Origin of the sequence: Cupriavidus basilensis (assembly GCF_029335485.1) — a bacterium.
Taxonomy (GTDB): Bacteria; Pseudomonadota; Gammaproteobacteria; order Burkholderiales; family Burkholderiaceae; genus Cupriavidus; species Cupriavidus basilensis_E.
Genome location: NZ_JARJLM010000445.1, coordinates 23,411 through 40,482 on the forward strand (window position 1 = coordinate 23,411; position 17,072 = coordinate 40,482).

The 17,072-nt window shown below is 67.4% G+C and carries 12 protein-coding genes and 1 pseudogene; 8 read left to right on the forward strand and 5 right to left on the reverse strand.

The window, feature by feature from the left end; genetic code table 11:
- Positions 1-60 precede the first annotated feature (60 nt).
- Positions 61-1,272, forward strand: a complete 1,212-nt coding sequence (locus P3W85_RS26890) for a globin domain-containing protein (RefSeq protein WP_276266982.1) — start codon at positions 61-63, stop codon at positions 1,270-1,272.
- A gap of 181 nt (positions 1,273-1,453) precedes the next feature.
- Here the strand turns inward: P3W85_RS26890 and P3W85_RS26895 are convergent, their stop codons facing one another.
- Together P3W85_RS26895 and P3W85_RS26900 are read right to left on the reverse strand one after the other, a co-directional pair.
- Positions 1,454-2,878 (reverse strand): heavy metal sensor histidine kinase, encoded by a 1,425-nt coding sequence (locus P3W85_RS26895; RefSeq protein ID WP_276266983.1) that lies wholly within the window; start codon positions 2,876-2,878, stop codon positions 1,454-1,456.
- The gene (locus tag P3W85_RS26900; protein ID WP_035815448.1) at positions 2,875-3,546 is read right to left on the reverse strand and encodes a heavy metal response regulator transcription factor; all 672 of its coding nucleotides are present in this window, start codon (positions 3,544-3,546) and stop codon (positions 2,875-2,877) included. The genes P3W85_RS26895 and P3W85_RS26900 overlap by 4 nt, the downstream gene beginning before the upstream one ends.
- Positions 3,547-3,694: 148 nt before the next feature.
- On the opposite strand from P3W85_RS26900, the gene P3W85_RS26905 reads away from it, so the two are divergent.
- The 4 genes from P3W85_RS26905 to P3W85_RS26920 all read left to right on the forward strand — a co-directional run bounded on the left by P3W85_RS26905 (position 3,695) and on the right by P3W85_RS26920 (position 6,383).
- On the forward strand, positions 3,695-4,324 hold the full coding sequence (locus P3W85_RS26905; RefSeq protein ID WP_276266984.1) for a hypothetical protein: 630 nt from the start codon (positions 3,695-3,697) through the stop codon (positions 4,322-4,324).
- Between the two features lie 63 nt (positions 4,325-4,387).
- Positions 4,388-5,026, forward strand: a complete 639-nt coding sequence (locus P3W85_RS26910; RefSeq protein WP_276266985.1) for a cytochrome b/b6 domain-containing protein — start codon at positions 4,388-4,390, stop codon at positions 5,024-5,026.
- Positions 5,023-5,856 carry a molybdopterin-dependent oxidoreductase gene (locus tag P3W85_RS26915; RefSeq protein WP_276266986.1) on the forward strand — a complete coding sequence of 278 codons (834 nt, stop codon included), beginning with the start codon at positions 5,023-5,025 and terminating at the stop codon, positions 5,854-5,856. The genes P3W85_RS26910 and P3W85_RS26915 overlap by 4 nt, the downstream gene beginning before the upstream one ends.
- Positions 5,857-6,101: 245 nt before the next feature.
- A complete protein-coding gene (locus P3W85_RS26920; RefSeq protein ID WP_017229524.1) occupies positions 6,102-6,383 on the forward strand; it encodes a hypothetical protein in 282 nt (93 codons plus the stop codon).
- Between the two features lie 121 nt (positions 6,384-6,504).
- On the opposite strand, the gene purL is transcribed toward P3W85_RS26920, so the two are convergent.
- Together purL and P3W85_RS26930 are read right to left on the reverse strand one after the other, a co-directional pair.
- Positions 6,505-10,551 carry a phosphoribosylformylglycinamidine synthase gene (purL, locus tag P3W85_RS26925; protein WP_276266987.1) on the reverse strand — a complete coding sequence of 1,349 codons (4,047 nt, stop codon included), beginning with the start codon at positions 10,549-10,551 and terminating at the stop codon, positions 6,505-6,507.
- 174 nt (positions 10,552-10,725) lie between these two features.
- On the reverse strand, positions 10,726-11,325 hold the full coding sequence (locus P3W85_RS26930) for a winged helix DNA-binding protein (RefSeq protein ID WP_017229522.1): 600 nt from the start codon (positions 11,323-11,325) through the stop codon (positions 10,726-10,728).
- A gap of 309 nt (positions 11,326-11,634) precedes the next feature.
- Here P3W85_RS26930 and P3W85_RS26935 point away from each other — a divergent pair, with 309 nt between their 5' ends.
- From P3W85_RS26935 to pgi, 3 genes are all read left to right on the forward strand, one after another.
- On the forward strand, positions 11,635-12,978 hold the full coding sequence (locus P3W85_RS26935) for an amidase (RefSeq protein ID WP_276266988.1): 1,344 nt from the start codon (positions 11,635-11,637) through the stop codon (positions 12,976-12,978).
- A 121-nt stretch (positions 12,979-13,099) separates the two neighbouring features.
- The gene (locus P3W85_RS26940; protein WP_430869627.1) at positions 13,100-14,716 is read left to right on the forward strand and encodes an NAD(P)H-hydrate dehydratase; all 1,617 of its coding nucleotides are present in this window, start codon (positions 13,100-13,102) and stop codon (positions 14,714-14,716) included.
- Positions 14,717-15,195: 479 nt separating this feature from the next.
- Positions 15,196-16,830 carry a glucose-6-phosphate isomerase gene (pgi, locus tag P3W85_RS26945; protein WP_276266989.1) on the forward strand — a complete coding sequence of 545 codons (1,635 nt, stop codon included), beginning with the start codon at positions 15,196-15,198 and terminating at the stop codon, positions 16,828-16,830.
- Positions 16,831-16,848: 18 nt separating this feature from the next.
- On the opposite strand, the pseudogene P3W85_RS26950 reads toward pgi, so the two are convergent.
- A pseudogene (locus tag P3W85_RS26950) lies at positions 16,849-17,072 on the reverse strand (ABC transporter); the annotation flags it as partial.

Consider the following 17,072-nt stretch of genomic DNA (forward strand, 5'->3'; position numbering starts at 1 on the left):
CAACACTGCGGACGCTTTGGTCCATTATGTTGCATTTTCTGTATATCTTTGGAGATTGTCGTGCTGTCTGAAAAATCGAGACCCCTGATCGACGCGAGCGTGCCGGTACTGCGTGAACATGGCCTGACCATTACCCAGACCTTCTATCGCAACATGTTCGCCGACCGGCCCGAGCTGACCAATCTGTTCAACATGGGCAATCAGGCCAACGGTTCGCAGCAGCAATCGCTCGCCTCCGCCGTGTTCGCCTATGCCGCCAACTATGGCGACAACAGCGCACTGGCCCCGGTCGTCAGCCGCATCGTCCACAAGCACGTCTCGGTCGGTATCAAGCCCAGCCACTACGCCATCGTGGCACGACACCTGCTGGGCGCCATCGGCGAAGTCCTGGGCGATGCCGCCACGCCGGAACTGGTGGCCGCTTGGGACGAGGCATACTGGCTGCTGGCCGCCGAGCTGATCGCCGCGGAGAGCCGTCTCTACGAACGCGCGCAGACCGGCCCCGACCACCGCCAGCCCGTGCGCATCCTGGCCCGCGAAGAACAGAGCGCCGACATTACCGCCTTCACGCTCGAAGCTGTCGGCGGCACCACGTTGGCGGATTTCCTGCCTGGCCAGTACATCTCGGTCGTCGTGGAACTGGCGCCCGGCGCCTTCCAGCAACGGCAATACAGCCTCTCGGACGCGCCGAATGGCCACACCTGGCGCATCTCGGTCAAGCGCGACCGCGGCGACGGCGCCACCCTGCCCGCCGGCGCCGTGTCGAACTGGCTGCACGACAACGCCCGCGAAGGCGACGTACTGATGGTCAGCCAGCCCTTTGGGGATTTCACACCTGGCATCGAGCCCGCCACACCCATCGTGCTGCTCTCCGCCGGCGTGGGCATCACCCCGATGATCTCCGCCCTGAATGCCGTCGCACACCGCAATCCGTCGCGCCAGGTCGTGTTCGGCCATGCCGCACGCATGGTGTCCCATGTACCGCACCTGAAAGACATCAAGCGCGCCGCCCGCCAGCTATCCGGGCTGCGCACCCACTTCTTCCTGGAGTCCGGCGAACCGGCGGAATTCCTGGCCCAGCCGGCCCTCCCCGGCCGCATGGACATCGACGTCATCCTGGCCGACGGCGATCTCGCCGACGCCGACTTCTACCTGTGCGGCCCGCTGCCGTTCATGCAGGCACAACGCGCTGCGCTGCAGGCACGCGGCGTGAAGGCCGAGCGGGTGCATCGCGAGGTGTTTGGGCCGGATTTGCTGGACACGCTGCTTTGAGGATCTGAAGCTTCAACCAGGCCTGCCTGCGCTTCGTCGCAGAGGCCTGGCGCAAGGCTGCCGGTACCGCTGCGTGCCGCTTTGCCGCTCAGGTGCCCGAAAGCCCCCGGCCAGGTCCCGGGCGCTGCATGACAGGTTCAGCCACAGGAATGCAGCCGAAGCGCCGGCTCGTGCGAGCCGATCAGGACGCCGTGCCGCCGGGCGGCGGAAAATGCAGCACGAACCGCACCCGCCCGGGTGCCGGGCAACTGGCCTGCACGCCACCGCCGTGCAGTACCATGATGGCCTTCACGATGGCGAGCCCCAGCCCGCTGGATTCGGTGAGCCGGCTACGCGCGGCGTCGCCCCGATAGAAACGGTCGAAGAGCCGGTCGAGCTGGGCTGCCGGAATCGGCTCGCCGTGGTTCTCGACCGAGATGGCGACACCGTCGGCCCGCTCGATCCCGCAGAGACGCACCACGCTCCCCGGAGCACCGTAGCGCACGGCATTGACAACGAGATTGTTGACCGCGCGGCGGCAGAGCAGCGGGTTGGCCGTCAGCACCCCTTCCGCCTCCACTTCGAACTTCATCTCCCTTTCGTCCGCCAGCCCTTCGAAATACTCCGCAATCTTGCCGAGTTCGCCGGGCAGCGACACCCGCGCGCGTTCGATGACCAGGCCCGCGTGGTCCGCCTGCGCCAGGAACAGGATATTCTCGGCGATATGGCCCAGCCGGTTGAGTTCCTCCAGATTCGATTCGAGCACCTCCTGGTATTCCTCGGGCTGGCGCAGCTGGCTGAGCGTCACCTGGGTCTGGCCGATCAGGGCGCCCACGGGCGTGCGGATCTCATGGGCCAGGTCCGCGGAGAACTGGGTAAGGCGCTCGTAGCCATCGGCCAGGCGATCCAGCATGGCATTGAAGGCGACGACCAGGCTGCGCAACTCTGCGGGTGCGCCCTGCTCGTCAAGGCGGACTGCGAGGCTGGCCGGGCTGATCTCGGCGGCACGCGCCGCAATGCCGCCGACCGGCCGCAGCCCTCGCCGGATGGCGAAGAATGCCAGCGCGGTAGCCGCTAGCATGCCGACCAGCGTGGCCAGCACCACCCGGTTGCGGTAGGCCGCGAGCATTCGCACTTCATTGTCCATCGGATGCGCGGCGATGACCTCGACCACGCTGCCGTCCTCGCTGGACCGCGCCACCGCCGCGGCCCAATACACCGGCACGCCGTTGTCGCGCCGGGTGCGCAGTATGCCTGCCGTCACCGATGCTGCGCCATTCGGCGGCACGGAAAGCGCGAGCTCCGCCGGCACAGGCAAATGATCGGGATTCACGTGAATAAACGGCGTCTCGCCAGGTTTGCGGAAGATCAGAACATCGCGCTCGGCGCCCAGCATGGATTCGAACAGCAAGGGCCGGTCCTTGAGCTCGCCCACGGTGTACACGTCGCTCGCCAGCCGGCGGAAATGCACTACCCTCCCGATCAGTTGCAGATCGGCACGCGCTGCCATCGACGTCTTCACGGACTGGTAGAAATAGGCGCCCAGGGTGCCGATCACCACGCAGGCGATCAGGGCGAACAGCAGCGTGGTGCGTGCCGTGAGGGAGCGTGAGGCCCAAGGTTTCACACGCCCTCGCCGAAGGTATAGCCGATGCTGCGCACGGTATGGATCAACTTCCTGTCGAAGGGCTGGTCGACCTTGGCCCGCAGGCGCTTGATGGCGACATCGACGACGTTGGTGTCGCTGTCGAAGTTCATATCCCACACCTCGGCGGCGATCAGCGTGCGCGACAGCGCCTCGCCCTGGCGCCTGACCAGCAGGTGCAGCAGCAGGAATTCCTTGTTGGTCAGCGGGATGTCCACGCCCTGGCGCGTCACCTTGCGGCGCAGGACATCGAGCTTGAGATCGGCGAACTCGAACAGCTCTGCCTCGCGCACCACGCCCCGCCGCAACAGCGTGCGGATGCGCAGCACCAGTTCGACAAAGGAGAACGGCTTGACCAGATAGTCGTCGGCGCCCAGCTGGAGGCCATGGATGCGATCGTTCACGTGGTCGCGCGCGGTCAGGAAGATCACCGGCAGGTCGCGCCGCGCGCGCAGCGTACGCATGATCTCCCAGCCGTCGATGCCCGGCAGCATGACATCGAGCACGACGAGGTCGTAGGGATGCTCCAGCGCCATGTGCAGGCCGTCGGTGCCGGTGCGGGCGAGATCGACGGCATAGCCGCTTTCGCGCAGGCCTTTCCTGAGATAGTCACCGGTCTTGGGATCGTCTTCGATGACGAGGATGCTCATGATGCGCAAAGCGGTTCGACGAGTGTGCTGCCATTCTAGCGGCGGGCCGGCGCCGGAGTTATGACATTTTTGTCATTAAAAAGTCACCCGGACGACCTTGCCCGCGCCCTATGCTGCGAATCACTTTCCCCTCCCGAGGAGTTCCACGATGAAGATCGTTTCGAGCCGATTGACGCGCACCCTGGTGGCGCCCGCCCTGCTTGCCGCCGCCTTGCTTGCCGCCGCCCCGGCCGCGATGGCGCAGCCCGCGCCCATCGGCGTGCGCGGCACCGTGACTGCAGTCGCCGGCGACAGCCTGAAGGTCCGCACGCGTACGGGACAGGAGATTGACGTGAGCCTGACCAAGGATACCGCGGTGCGCGCCGTGACGCTGGCCAAGGTCGACGAGATCAAGGCCGGCAGCTATATCGGCTCGGCTGCCGTGCCGCAGGCGGACGGCTCGCTGAAGGCGCTCGAGGTGCATGTGTTCCCGCCCAGCATGCGTGGCAGCGGCGAAGGCCACCGCGCATGGGATCTCGGCAAGAACAGCAGCATGACCAACGGCACGGTGGGCAATGTGGTGGTCAGCAATGGCCGCACCATCACCGTGAAGTATCCGGACGGCGAGAAGCGCATCGTGATTCCCGACGACGTGCCCATCGTCAACCTGGAGCCGGGCGACCGCTCCCTGCTGGCGCCGGGCGTGCACGTCGTGCTGTTTGCCAGCAAGGCCGCCGACGGAGCGTTGAGCGCGCGCTTTATCTCGGCAGGCAAGCACGGCGTAGTGCCGCCGATGTAAGCGCGCATCCCGGCCGGGATGGCTTTCCCGCTCCACCTCGCCCGCCCGATGCCCTTTCCCGCCATGCAGAAGCCAACCCTATCCGAACCCGTGCGGCGCGCCATCGTGCATCCGCTGGCCATACGCGCGACGCACTGGGTCAATGCCTTCGCCATGGCCTGCATGGCGATGAGCGGCTGGGCGATCTACAACGCGTCGCCGCTGTTCCCTTTCAGGTTTCCGGCATGGGCCACCGTGGGTGGCTGGCTCGGCGGCTCGATCGCCTGGCATCTTGCGGCCATGTGGCTGCTATGCGCGAACGGCCTGCTTTATCTCGGCTATGGCATGGCCACCCGGCACTTTCAGCGCCGTTTCCTGCCGCTGAGCGCCCGCGGCGTGCTGCGCGACGCGTCTCTGGCGGTCCGGCTCCGGCTGCCGCACCGGCCAGGCGCCTACAACGCCGTGCAACGGCTGATGTACGTGATGGTCCTGTCGCTTGGCGTGCTGGTGGTGGCGTCGGGCCTGGCTATCTGGAAGCCCGTGCAACTTGGCTGGCTGGCATCGCTGCTCGGCGGCTTCGATACCGCGCGCCACGTGCATTTCTTCGCCATGGCTGGCATCGTCGGCTTCGTATTGGTCCATCTTGCGCTGGTCATCCTGGTACCGTCGACCTTGCTGCCGATGCTCACCGGACGCGCCGCTCATGGAGACGCCAAAGCATGAGAACGCCCGACGATGCAACGCGGATCGTCCGCATCGAGGACGAGGTGCGTGGCGAAAGCCCTCTCGTCACCCCAGCCGCGCCTGCCCCGCAACGCATCAGCGCGGCAGACATCGGACTGCAGCTCGCCCGGCTCCAGCGGCGCCTGTTCCTGCGCTCCTCGCTGTCACTCGGCGCCCTGTCCATGCTGGCGGGCTGCACCTTGCAGGATGGCGATACCGTCGACAAGGTGCTGTGGTCGATGTCGCGCTGGAACGATCGCGTGCAGGGCTGGCTGTTCAACCGCAACCGGCTGGCGCCCATCTATGCGCGCAGCCAGATCACGCAGCCCTTTCCCTTCAACGCCTTCTACCCGGAATACGATGTGCCCGAGGTCGATGGCACCGACTACCGCCTCGAGGTCTCCGGGCTCGTCGCCGACAAGCGCACATGGAACCTGGCGCAATTGCGCGCGCTGCCGCAGGCAGGGCAGATCACGCGCCACATCTGCATCGAGGGCTGGAGCGCGATCGGGGAGTGGCGCGGCGTACCGCTGCGGATCTTCCTGGAACGCATCGGCGCCGACACCACCGCACGCTATGTCGGCTTCAAATGCGCGGACCGCTACTATTCGAGCCTCGACATGGCTACGGCGCTGCACCCGCAGACCATGCTGGCGCTGGATTTCGGCAGCGAGCCGCTGCCCGCCCGATACGGCTACCCGCTCAAGCTGCGCGTGCCGACCAAGCTTGGCTTCAAGAATCCCAAGCACATCGCGGCGCTCTTCGTCACCAACCAGAATCCGGGCGGCTACTGGGAAGACCAGGGATACAACTGGTTCAGCGGGCTCTAGGCCCGACGTGGGCGCCGTTTGCCACGGCAAGCGCACGCGCTCGCGATTTATGCATGCCAGCGCACCGGGAGAAGGCAGAGGATACCGAGCCAGGAACGTGCAAAGCACTCGCAAGGTCCCGCAAGTGCTGCTGACACCTGCTGCGGGCGACGGGGCATTCCCTCCACGGCCACACGTGAGTAAGATCGTGGGCATCCGCGCAGCCCCCCCACCGTAGCGCGCAGCCAGCAGGAAGGAGCGAGGCCATGGCAACAGGCGGTGCCTACCGGCAACTCTGGCACCTCACCTCCGAGGGCTGGGGCTACTGCGCGCTAGGCACCTTCAGCCACGATGGCCTGCCGCCGGAGTGGCGCGAGTTGCTGCCGATGCTGCCGTTGCGCGACCGCTACTCGCCGGTCAAGGCGGCACGCATGATCCTGGTCACCATGCAGCTGCGCGGCGCGGCGCCGGAATCCGCGAAGCAATCGGATCCGCAGCGGCCGTTGTACTACGTGTACCAGCCCTGGAGCACGCAGTTGATGGCTTGAGGCGGATGGATGGCGTGCGGAAAGCCTGCGCCTTTCCGTGCCCGCCACGCTTGCCCGCCCCGGAACAGAAAAAGCCCGCGATCGCGGGCTTTTTCTTGATGGCAACAGCAAGCGGGCTAAATCACCCCACCCACTTGCGCGCATTGCGGAACATGCGCATCCACGGACTGCCGCCGTCGGCCACCTGCTTCCAGGCATCCGGCGCCCAGCTCATGGTAGCGGTGCGGAACACGCGCTCCGGGTGCGGCATCAGCACGGTGAAGCGGCCATCGACCGTCGTCACCGAGGTAATGCCATCGGGCGAACCGTTCGGGTTCAGCGGATAGGTCTGCGTCGCTGCGCCGCGGTTGTCCACGAAGCGCAGCGCCACCTGGGCCTGGCTCTTGTCGCCTTGCTGCGAGAAGTCGGCAAAGCCTTCGCCGTGCGCCACCACGATGGGGATGCGGCTGCCTTCCATGCCGGCGAAGAAGATCGACGGCGAGGATTGCACTTCCACGGTGACGTAGCGTGCTTCGTACTGCTCCGACTGGTTGCGCGTGAACTTGGGCCATGCGCCCGCGCCCGGGATGATCGGGGCAAGGTTGCTCATCATCTGGCAGCCGTTGCACACGCCCAGCGCGAAAGTGTCCTTGCGGTTGAAGAAGGCGGCAAACTGCTCGGCCATCTGCGCGTTGAACAGGATGGTCTTGGCCCAGCCTTCGCCAGCGCCCAGCACGTCGCCGTAGCTGAAGCCGCCACAGGCGACAAAGCCGGCGAAGTCGGCCAGGCTGGCGCGGCCGGCGATCAGGTCGCTCATATGGACATCGTGCGTGTCGAAGCCCGCGCGGTCCATGCTGTAGGCCATCTCGATCTGCGAGTTGACGCCCTGCTCGCGCAGGATCGCCACGCGCGGACGCGCACCGGTGGCAACGAACGGCGCGGCGATATCCTCGGCCGGGTCGAAGCTCAGCACCGGCGAGATGCCAGGGTCGGCCGCGTCGAGCAGGCTGTCGTATTCGCTGTCGGCGCAGGCCGGGTTGTCGCGCAGGCGCGCAATGCGCCAGCTGACTTCGCTCCAGGTGCGCTGCAGTTCGCTGCGCGCCGCGCCGAACACCTTCTTGGCGTCGCGGTAGATCTCGATCTGGTCAGTGGTGTTGGGCTTGCCCACCACATGGCTGCAGGCCGACAGGCCGACTTCGCGCAGCACGCCGAACACGGCATCGCGCTCTTCCAGGCGGACCTGGATGACCGCGCCGAGTTCTTCGGAGAACAGCGCGCGCAGGGTCTGGTCGTTGCGGCGCTCGGAGATCTGCTGGGCCCAGTTCTTGGCGTCGCCGAAGTCCTGCTCCTGCTGCGGGTCCAGCGCCAGCATGTCGACGTTGAGCGACAGGCCGCAATGGCCGGCAAAGGCCATTTCCGCCAGGGCAGCCATGAAGCCGCCGTCGGAACGGTCGTGGTAAGCCAGCAGCTTGCCTTCGCGGTTCAGGCGCTGGATCACGTTGAAGAGGTTCTTCAGGTCTTCGGCGCTGTCCACGTCCGGCGCGGCGTCGCCCACCTGCTGCGTCACCTGGGCCAGGATGCTGCCGCCCATCCGGTTCTTGCCGCGGCCGAGGTCGATGGCGATCAGCACGCTGTCGCCCGCATCGGTGCGCAGTTGCGGGGTCAGGGTACGGTTGACGTCGTCCACGGCGGCAAATGCCGAGATGATCAGCGAGACCGGTGCGACCACTTCCTTGTCGACGCCGTTGTCCTGCCACTTGGTGCGCATGGACAGCGAATCCTTGCCCACCGGGATGCTGATGCCGAGCGCCGGGCACAGTTCCATGCCGACCGCATGCACGGTGTCGTACAGTTTGGCGTCTTCGCCGTCCACGCCACAAGCCGCCATCCAGTTGGCCGACAGCTTGACCTTGCCCAGGTCCTTGACCGGCGCGGCGGCCAGGTTGGTCAGCGCTTCGCCGATGGCCATGCGGCCCGATGCCGGCGCGTTGATCACGGCCAGCGGCGTGCGCTCGCCCATGGTCATGGCTTCACCGGCACGGCCCTTGTAGTCGAGCGTGGTCACGGCAACATCGGCTACCGGCACCTGCCAGGGACCCACCATCTGGTCGCGTGCGTTCATGCCGCCCACGGTGCGGTCGCCGATGGTGATCAGGAAGGACTTGCTGGCCACGGTCGGATGGCGCAGCACGTCGCGCACGGCTTGCTCCAGCACGATGCCGGTCACATCCACCGGCGGCAGGCTTTGCTCCACATGCCGGACGTCGCGGTGCATGCGCGGCGGCTTGCCGAGCAGCACTTCCATCGGCATGTTCACCGCATAGTGTTCCTTCAGCGAGGCATCGACATGCGCGTCGACCAGCTGCAGCTGCTTCTCCTCGGTGGCGATGCCGACCACCGCGAACGGCGAACGCTCGCGCTGGCACATGGCCTGGAACAGCGGGAAGGACGCCGGCGCCACGGCCATCACATAGCGTTCCTGCGACTCGTTGCACCAGATCTCGGCCGGGCTCATGCCGGACTCTTCCAGGTGCACCTGGCGCAGGTCGAAGCGCGCGCCGCGGCCGGCGCCGTCGACCAGTTCGGGGAAGGCATTGGAAATGCCGCCAGCGCCCACGTCGTGGATCGACAGGATGGGGTTATCGTCGCCGAGCTGCCAGCAGGCGTTGATCACTTCCTGCGCGCGCCGCTCCATTTCCGGGTTGCCGCGCTGGACCGAATCGAAGTCCAGGTCGGCGGTGTTGGTGCCGGTGGCCATCGAGCTGGCAGCGCTGCCGCCCATGCCGATGCGCATGCCCGGGCCGCCCAGCTGGATCAGCAGCGAGCCGGCCGGCAGCGGGTTCTTGTGCGTATGGCCGGCGTCGATGTTGCCAATGCCGCCGGCAATCATGATCGGCTTGTGATAGCCGCGCACGGTGCCGCCCACGTTCTGCTCGTAGACGCGGAAGTAGCCACCCAGGATGGCACGGCCGAATTCGTTGTTGAACGCGGCACCGCCGAGCGGGCCATCGATCATGATCTGCAGCGGCGAGGCGATGCGGTCCGGCTTGCCGGTTACGCTCACCTTGTCGGCCGGGTTGCGGTGCGCCACCGGCTGGGCGGCGTCGCGCGCGTTTTCCCAGCCTTCCACGGCATCGGGCAGCATCAGGTTGGAGACCGTGAAGCCAGTCAGGCCAGCCTTGGGCTTGCCGCCACGGCCAGTGGCGCCCTCGTCGCGGATTTCGCCGCCGGCGCCGGTGGAAGCACCGGGGAACGGCGAGATGGCGGTCGGGTGGTTGTGCGTTTCCACCTTCATCAGCGTGTGGGTCAGCGCCTCGTGGCGGCCGTACTTCTGCCCGGTGCCGCGCGGGAACCAGCGCTCGGCCACGTCGCCTTCCATCACGGCGGAGTTGTCCGAGTACGCCACGACCGAGCCTTGCGGATTGAGCTGGTGGGTATTGCGGATCATGGCGAACAGGGACTTGTCCTGCTGCACGCCGTCGATGGTCCAGGTGGCGTTGAAGATCTTGTGGCGGCAGTGTTCGCTGTTGGCCTGCGCGAACATCATCAGCTCGACGTCGGTCGGGTTGCGCTCCAGCTTGGCGTAGGCGTCGACCAGGTAGTCGATCTCGTCTTCCGACAGCGCCAGGCCCATCTCGGTATTGGCCTGCGCCAGCGCGGCGCGGCCACCGGAGATGTCGATAAAGCGCAGCGGCTTGGCCGGCAGTTCCTGGAACAGGCCGGCGGCGTCTTCGCGGGATGCCACCACGCTTTCGGTCATGCGGTCGAACAGGTGAGCCGCCACCGCTGCACGCGTATCCGCGTCCAGCGACTTGCGGCCACGGAGCAGGCCCTTCTTGCAGACCACGGTGATTTCAACGCCACGCTCGACGCGGTGCACATGCTCGAAACCGCAGTTATGGGCGATATCGGTCGCCTTGCTGGCCCACGGGGAAATGGTGCCGAAGCGCGGGATCACCACGAAGCGGTCACCTTCAGCCTGTGACTCGAAAGGCGCACCATAGGTCAGCAGCGCGCCAATGCGGGCGCTGTCGTCTTGCGACAGCGGCACATCGGTGTCGACGAAATGCAGGAACTGGCCATGCACCGACTCGATGTCGGCGTCGATCTGCTTGAGGGCGGTGAGCAGGCGTTGCTGGCGAAAGGCGGAAAGCGCCAATGCACCGGGGAAGCACGAGAAATGCGCCATGGTCTGAGCGGTCGGGAAGGCAGGAGGTAGGGGCTGCTACCGGCCGGCGCCGCTGGTTGGGGCGCCGTGCTGGCGGGAAACCGGCATTATACCTTGTTGCAGGGGGATTCCTGCGTTGCAGCAGAGCGCATCCCGTGGAAGCGCGCCGCACCGCCTCCCCCGCCGCCGCAGCGATTACAGCGAGGTCGCCGAGCGCGCGGCCTGCTCGTACAAGCCGGTAAGCACGCGCAGCAGCCGTGCCAGTTCGCCGATCTCGACGTTCTCGGTGCTGCCCGCCGAGAAATTGCTGGTCAGGCATTGCTCGCGGATCTCGCGGTAGCGGGCGCAGGCTTCGCTACCGGCAGGCGTCGTGATGTAGGTGGCTTCCTTGCCGACCCGCTCGCCCTCCACCAGCGCCAGGCCCTGCAGCTTCTTGAGCGCATAGGTCACCAGGTGGGTGTCCTCGACGTTGAGCACGAAGCAGATATCGGCCAGCCGCTTGGGGCGCGCGCGGTGGTTGACGTGGTGCAGCACCAGCACGTCGAGGAAGGTCAGGTCGCGCACGCCGGAGGCGCCCATGCAGCGCACCACCCAGCGGCTGTACGCGTTATAGGCCGTGTTCAGGCCGAACTCGAACTCGGACAGCTCGGGGCTGCGTTCGGACACCAGGTGCGAAGACGACACGATATTGGGTCCGGGCGGGCGCGCGAGCGCGCTGGCCGCCCTGGCCGATGCGTCGGGTGCGCCATGATCGTCCTCGGCCAGGACCTGCCCGGATGCTGGCTTGCGAGCCATGTCTTCACTCCTATCTTGATGGATTGCGGCGCGCGCCTGCGCCCACGCGGACCAGGTATATCCCCGAGGCTGTGGCCGCCAGATTTGGCTTGATAGTTTATTTGCAATTCATGAGGATAACCAGCAAATAAATCCAAGCAAAACATCGGGAATATCGCCGTGAATCCTGCACGAAAAAGAGGCGGACAAGCGGGCCGGCGCACCGCCGCGAGGACAGGGCGATACCCGCCAGGAAGCCGGTTGCGCAGCGCAGGCGCACTGGATAGACTCGATCCGATCCCTCCCTGAGCGCGACCGATCGCGAGCCCAATGCCCACCGATATCCATACATTGCAGACAAGACTGCGCGAAGGCGCGGCCTCGCGCGCCGACGCGATTGCCCAGGCGGCGCATCTGGCGCAGCAGCCGGCGGCGCAGGCCGTGTTCCTGCATACCACCTTCGACTCGGCCGCGCAGGTAGCCAGGGCCGCCGACGCGGCCAGCCAGGCCGGCAAGATGCTGCATCCCCTGGCGGGCCTGCCGGTATCGGTCAAGGACCTGTTCGACGTGGCCGGCGAAACCACGCGCGCCGGCTCGCCGGTACGCAGCGACGCCGTGGCGGCCACCGCCGATGCAACCGTGGTGCGCCGCCTGCGCGACTGCGGCGCGGCGCTGGTCGGGCGCACCAATATGACCGAGTTCGCCTTCTCCGGCGTCGGCATCAACCCGCATTTCGGCACGCCGGCGAACCCTGCCGATGCCCAGGTGGCACGCATTCCCGGCGGCTCGTCCTCCGGTGCCGCGGTTTCGGTGGCGCTTGGCCTGGCGGTGGCCGGACTGGGCAGCGATACCGGCGGTTCCATCCGCATTCCGGCAGCCTTGTGCGGGCTGACCGGGTTCAAGCCGACCAGCCGCCGAGTGCCGCTGGATGGTGCCTTCCCGCTGTCCTACACGCTCGACACCGCGTGCGCCATGGCGCGCACAGTGCAGGACTGCGTGCTGGTGGACGGCGTGATCGCCGACCAGGCGGTGCTGCCGGCCATCAAGGCCGCGGCCGGCATCCGCCTGGCCATCCCGCGCCAGTACCTGCTGGACGACCTCGACGCCACCGTGGCGCATGCCTTCGACCGCGCCCTGGGCCGGCTGTCCGCCGCCGGCGTGCAGATCGAGCATATCGACCTGCCGGAACTGGCCGAGCTGCCCGCCATCAATGCGGCCGGCGGCTTCAGCGCCGCCGAAGCCTATGCCATCCACCGCCACGTCCTGGCCACCCGGCGCGAACAATACGACCCGCGCGTGGCGTCCCGCATCGAGCGCGGCGCCAGCATGGGCGCGGCCGACTACGTGGACCTGATGCGCGCCCGCGCCGACTGGATCGCCCGCGTAACGGCACGTATCGAAGGCTTCGACGCCGTGGCCTGCCCCACCGTGCCGATGGTGGCGCCGGCGATTGCGCCGCTGGTGTCCGACGACACCCTTTTCTTCCGCACCAACGCCCTGCTGCTGCGCAATACCTCGGCCTTCAACTTCCTCGACGGCTGCTCGATCTCGCTACCCTGCCACCAGCCGGACGAACTGCCGGTGGGCCTGATGCTCTCGCACGGTGCGATGCGCGACGCGCAACTGCTGGGCACGGCAATTGCGCTGGAATCCATCGTCAAGCCGGCCGCGTGAAGCGCCGGGCAAGAACATGCGGCTCCGGCCGCATTGCCGCCGAGCCGATCGCCGGCAATCGCCCCGGCATCGCGCTGGATGGCCTGACCCCTGCCCGCTACGGCCTGGGCCCCCGCTGATCATGCAAACTTCTACCCCGATCACATCCTCGCTGCCCGTCGACGGGTGGTTGCCCCTGGACGCGGCAAGCGCCAGCCCGATCCCGCTCTACGACGTCGCCGCCATCCGCGCCATCGAGGCAACCGCCATGGCCAGCCTGCCCGCTTTCGCACTGATGACACGGGCGGGCGCCGCCGCGGCCGCCTGGCTTGCGCACCATGCCCCGGCGGGCCCGCTGCTGCTGCTGGCCGGGCCCGGCAACAACGGCGGCGATGCGCTGGTGGCCGCCACCCGGCTGCACCAGGCCGGGCGCCCGGTCCAGGTGTGGCTGACGGCCGAGCCCGATCGCCTGCCCGCCGACGCCGCCCGGGCGTGGCGCGAAGCGCGCACGGCAGGCGTGCCGCTGCACGCCGTGCCGGAATCCGCCTGCCATGACGGCCTGCCACCGTTTCCCGCAGACACCTGCGCCGTGGTCGATGGCCTGCTCGGCATCGGCCTGAACCGTGCCGCCGATGGCTTCGTGGCGCAATGGATCGCGCAGCTTGCCGATGCAGGACTGCCTGTGTTCGCGCTCGACATTCCGAGCGGGCTGTTCGCCGATACAGGCGCCGGCACACCGGCGGTGCGCGCCTGCCGCACGCTGACCTTCATTGGCGCCAAGCCCGGCCTGCTGACGCTGGATGGACGCGACTGCGCCGGCGAGGTCGACATCGCCCCGCTCGGCCTGATCTATCCGCCCGCCCAGCAGGCCTGCGCCACGGTCAATGTGCCGGCGGCCTTCTCCGCGGCGCTGCCCAGGCGCCGCCACGCCACCAACAAAGGCACGTTCGGCTCGCTCGCGGTGATCGGCGGCAGCATCGGCATGACCGGGGCGCCGCTGCTGGGCGCGCGCGCGGCCCAGCATCTTGGCGCGGGACGCGTGCATATCGGCTTCCTCGCGCAACCCGCACCGCTGCTCGATCCGGTTCACCCGGAGCTGATGCTGCACCCGATCGGGGAGGTCGAGCTGTCCGCCATGTCGGCACTGGTGATCGGCCCGGGCATGGGCACCGGCACCGCGGCACGCATGCAGCTCGCCCAGCTGCTGCAGAGTGGCGCCGCCGCCAGCGCGCCGCCTGCCCTGGTCCTGGATGCCGATGCGCTGAACCTGCTCGCCGCGGACACCGCGCTCGCCGCCATGCTGACCGACAGTCCGCTGGTGCGCGTGATGACGCCGCACCCGCTCGAGGCCGCGCGCCTGACTGGCATCGGCGTGGCCGGGATCCAGCGCGACCGGCTGGCGGCGGCACGGGCGCTGGCGGCGCAATGGCGGGCGGTCATCGTGCTCAAGGGTTCCGGCACGGTGATTGCCGCGCCATCGGATGGCGCCGCCGCCATTTCCCTCTCGGTCAACCCGACCGGCAATGCCGCGCTGGCCACCGCCGGCACGGGAGACGTACTGGCCGGCATGATCGGCGCGCTGCTCGCCCAGGGCATGCCGCCGCTGCAGGCGGCGCTGGCGGCGGTCTGGCTGCACGGGCGAGCCGCCGACCAGCTGGTGGCGCAAGGCATCGGGCCCGCCGGCCTCACCGCGAGCGAGCTCTATCCACCCGTGCGCAGCCTGCTCAATGCCCTGCTGCGGGATCCGCGCGGCGCATGAGCAACGCCACCGGCGGCGGCAGCCACGCCTCAGCCCCTTCCACTACCTGCAGATCCTGTCGGCCACCCCCATCGGCTATCTGGCGTTCGGCCAGTTGCCGGACTGGATCACCGGGCTTGAGGTGGCGGTGATCTGCGCCGGCGGCGTCTGCGTGGCGAGGGGAGAACCGGCGTGCGCGCAGCTGCCCGCCGGTTCAGACAGACGGCGTAATGTCAGAGAGCCACCGACAGCCGGGCCAGGTGCGCCCTGCTATTGTTTCTACAAATGGCGCCAATGCACAGCATTGCAGCCAACTCCTAAAATAGGCCGCTGCGGGGGCGTTATACTTGAAGCGCTTCCGATCGCCGGCTCCGGCGCACGATCGAAGCGGCGCGTTCGGCTGGCAATGACAGCGGGCCACATGCGGCCGGTGCCGGCCGCAACCCAGAAATTTCGCTTGAAACGGTATTTCCGCACTATCCCCAGAGAATTCCACACGCATGCCCACCGATCTCCACGCCTGGCACTCTCTCCTGCAACACCATGAGGCCATTCGCGAAACGCCTATGCGCGAATGGTTCGCTGCCGGCGACGCGGCTCAGCGCGTCGAGCAGTTTTCCCTGGAAGCGGCGGGCCTGTATCTCGATTTCTCGAAAAACCGCATCACGCCCCGGACGTTCGCCCTGCTGATGCAACTGGCCGATGAGGCCGGCGTGCCGAAGCGCCGCGATGCCATGTTTGCCGGCGACCACATCAATGCCACCGAGGATCGCGCTGTGCTGCATATTGCGCTGCGCGCCGCGCCGGGCGCATCGTTCAAGGTGGACGGCAAGCCGGTGATGCCGGCCATCCACGATGTGCTTGCGCGTATGCGGGTCTTTTCGGAACGCGTGCGCGGCGGCGGCTGGACCGGCGCCACCGGCAAGCGCATCACCGACGTCATCAATATCGGCATAGGTGGCTCGGACCTGGGCCCGCGCATGGTTTGCCGCGCCCTTTCCCACCTGGCCGGCGGCGGGCCGCGCATGCATTTCGTCTCCAATGTGGACGGGACCGAACTGGCCGAAACGCTGGAGCGGCTCGACCCCGAACAGACCCTGGTGATCGTCTGCTCGAAGACCTTCACCACGCTCGAGACCATGGCCAACGCCAATAGCGCGCGCCAGTGGTTCCTCGCCGGGGGCGTGGCGGAGCACCAGCTGGCCAGGCATTTCGCTGCGGTGTCGACCAACCTTGAAGCAGTGCGCGCCTTCGGCATCGACCCGGCCAATATGTTCGAGTTCTGGGACTGGATCGGCGGGCGCTTCTCGCTATGGTCGTCGGTCGGGTTGTCCATTGCCCTCGCGGTCGGCTTCGATGCGTTCGACGACCTGCTGGCCGGCGGCCGCGCCATGGACGAGCATTTCGGCAGCGCGCCGCTGGCGCGGAATATGCCGGTGATACTGGGGATGCTCGGCATCTGGTATCGCAATTTCTTCGGCATGCCGACCAGCTGCATGGCGCCTTATTCGACCTCGCTCGAACTGTTCCCCGCCTTCCTGCAGCAACTGGAAATGGAGAGCAACGGCAAGTCGGTCCAGCTCGACGGCCGCCACGTGCGCGCCCATACCGCGCCGGTGGTCTGGGGCTCGGCCGGCACCAACGGCCAGCATGCCTATTTCCAGCTGATCCACCAGGGCTCGCAGATCGTGCCGGTGGATTTCGTGGCGCCGCTGCGGCCGCCCCGCGAACTGCCCGGGCATCACGCCAAGCTGCTGGCCAATTGCTTTGCCCAGGCCGAGGCGCTGATGCGCGGCCGCAGCGCCGAGGAGCTGCGCGCCACCGGCCTGAGCGACGAGATCCGTATCGCCCATATGGTGTTCGAAGGCAACCGTCCGAGCAATACGCTGCTGATGGATGACGTCACGCCGCATACGCTGGGCGCGCTTATCGCCCTGTATGAACACCGCACCTTCGTGCAAGGCGTGGTCTGGAATATCAATTCCTTCGATCAATGGGGCGTGGAGCTGGGCAAGATCCTGGCCAAGCCGATCGAAGGCGAACTCACCGGCGGACAGGCCGCTTCGGCAAGCGGGCACGATGCCTCCACCGGCGCGCTGATCGCGCGGGCGCGCGCAGCGCTGGGCGGCGCCTGAAGCGCTGGCCCCATACCGCTATACCGGGACTGTCATCCATTCATCGCTGGCTACGCGGCCGGCTTCGATGGTGAGGATGCGCCCGCAGCGTGCCGCCACCGAGCGATCATGGGTGACCAGCACAAGCGTCGAACCCGCATCGCGATTCAGCTCGAACATCAGCGCAATCACGGCTTCGCCGGTGGCGGTATCCAGGCTGCCAGTGGGCTCGTCCGCGAACAGGATATCGGGGCGGGCCACAA

What these genes read in the sequence shown, in the direction of transcription:
- P3W85_RS26900 (WP_035815448.1), bottom strand. Translation starts at nt 3,546, where the DNA reads ATGAGCATCCTCGTCATCGAAGACGATCCCAAGACCGGTGACTATCTC.
- P3W85_RS26905 (WP_276266984.1), top strand. Translation starts at nt 3,695, where the DNA reads ATGAAGATCGTTTCGAGCCGATTGACGCGCACCCTGGTGGCGCCCGCC.
- P3W85_RS26910 (WP_276266985.1), top strand. Translation starts at nt 4,388, where the DNA reads ATGCAGAAGCCAACCCTATCCGAACCCGTGCGGCGCGCCATCGTGCAT.
- P3W85_RS26915 (WP_276266986.1), top strand. Translation starts at nt 5,023, where the DNA reads ATGAGAACGCCCGACGATGCAACGCGGATCGTCCGCATCGAGGACGAG.
- P3W85_RS26920 (WP_017229524.1), top strand. Translation starts at nt 6,102, where the DNA reads ATGGCAACAGGCGGTGCCTACCGGCAACTCTGGCACCTCACCTCCGAG.
- purL (WP_276266987.1), bottom strand. Translation starts at nt 10,551, where the DNA reads ATGGCGCATTTCTCGTGCTTCCCCGGTGCATTGGCGCTTTCCGCCTTT.
- P3W85_RS26930 (WP_017229522.1), bottom strand. Translation starts at nt 11,325, where the DNA reads ATGGCTCGCAAGCCAGCATCCGGGCAGGTCCTGGCCGAGGACGATCAT.
- P3W85_RS26935 (WP_276266988.1), top strand. Translation starts at nt 11,635, where the DNA reads ATGCCCACCGATATCCATACATTGCAGACAAGACTGCGCGAAGGCGCG.
- P3W85_RS26940 (WP_430869627.1), top strand. Translation starts at nt 13,100, where the DNA reads ATGCAAACTTCTACCCCGATCACATCCTCGCTGCCCGTCGACGGGTGG.
- pgi (WP_276266989.1), top strand. Translation starts at nt 15,196, where the DNA reads ATGCCCACCGATCTCCACGCCTGGCACTCTCTCCTGCAACACCATGAG.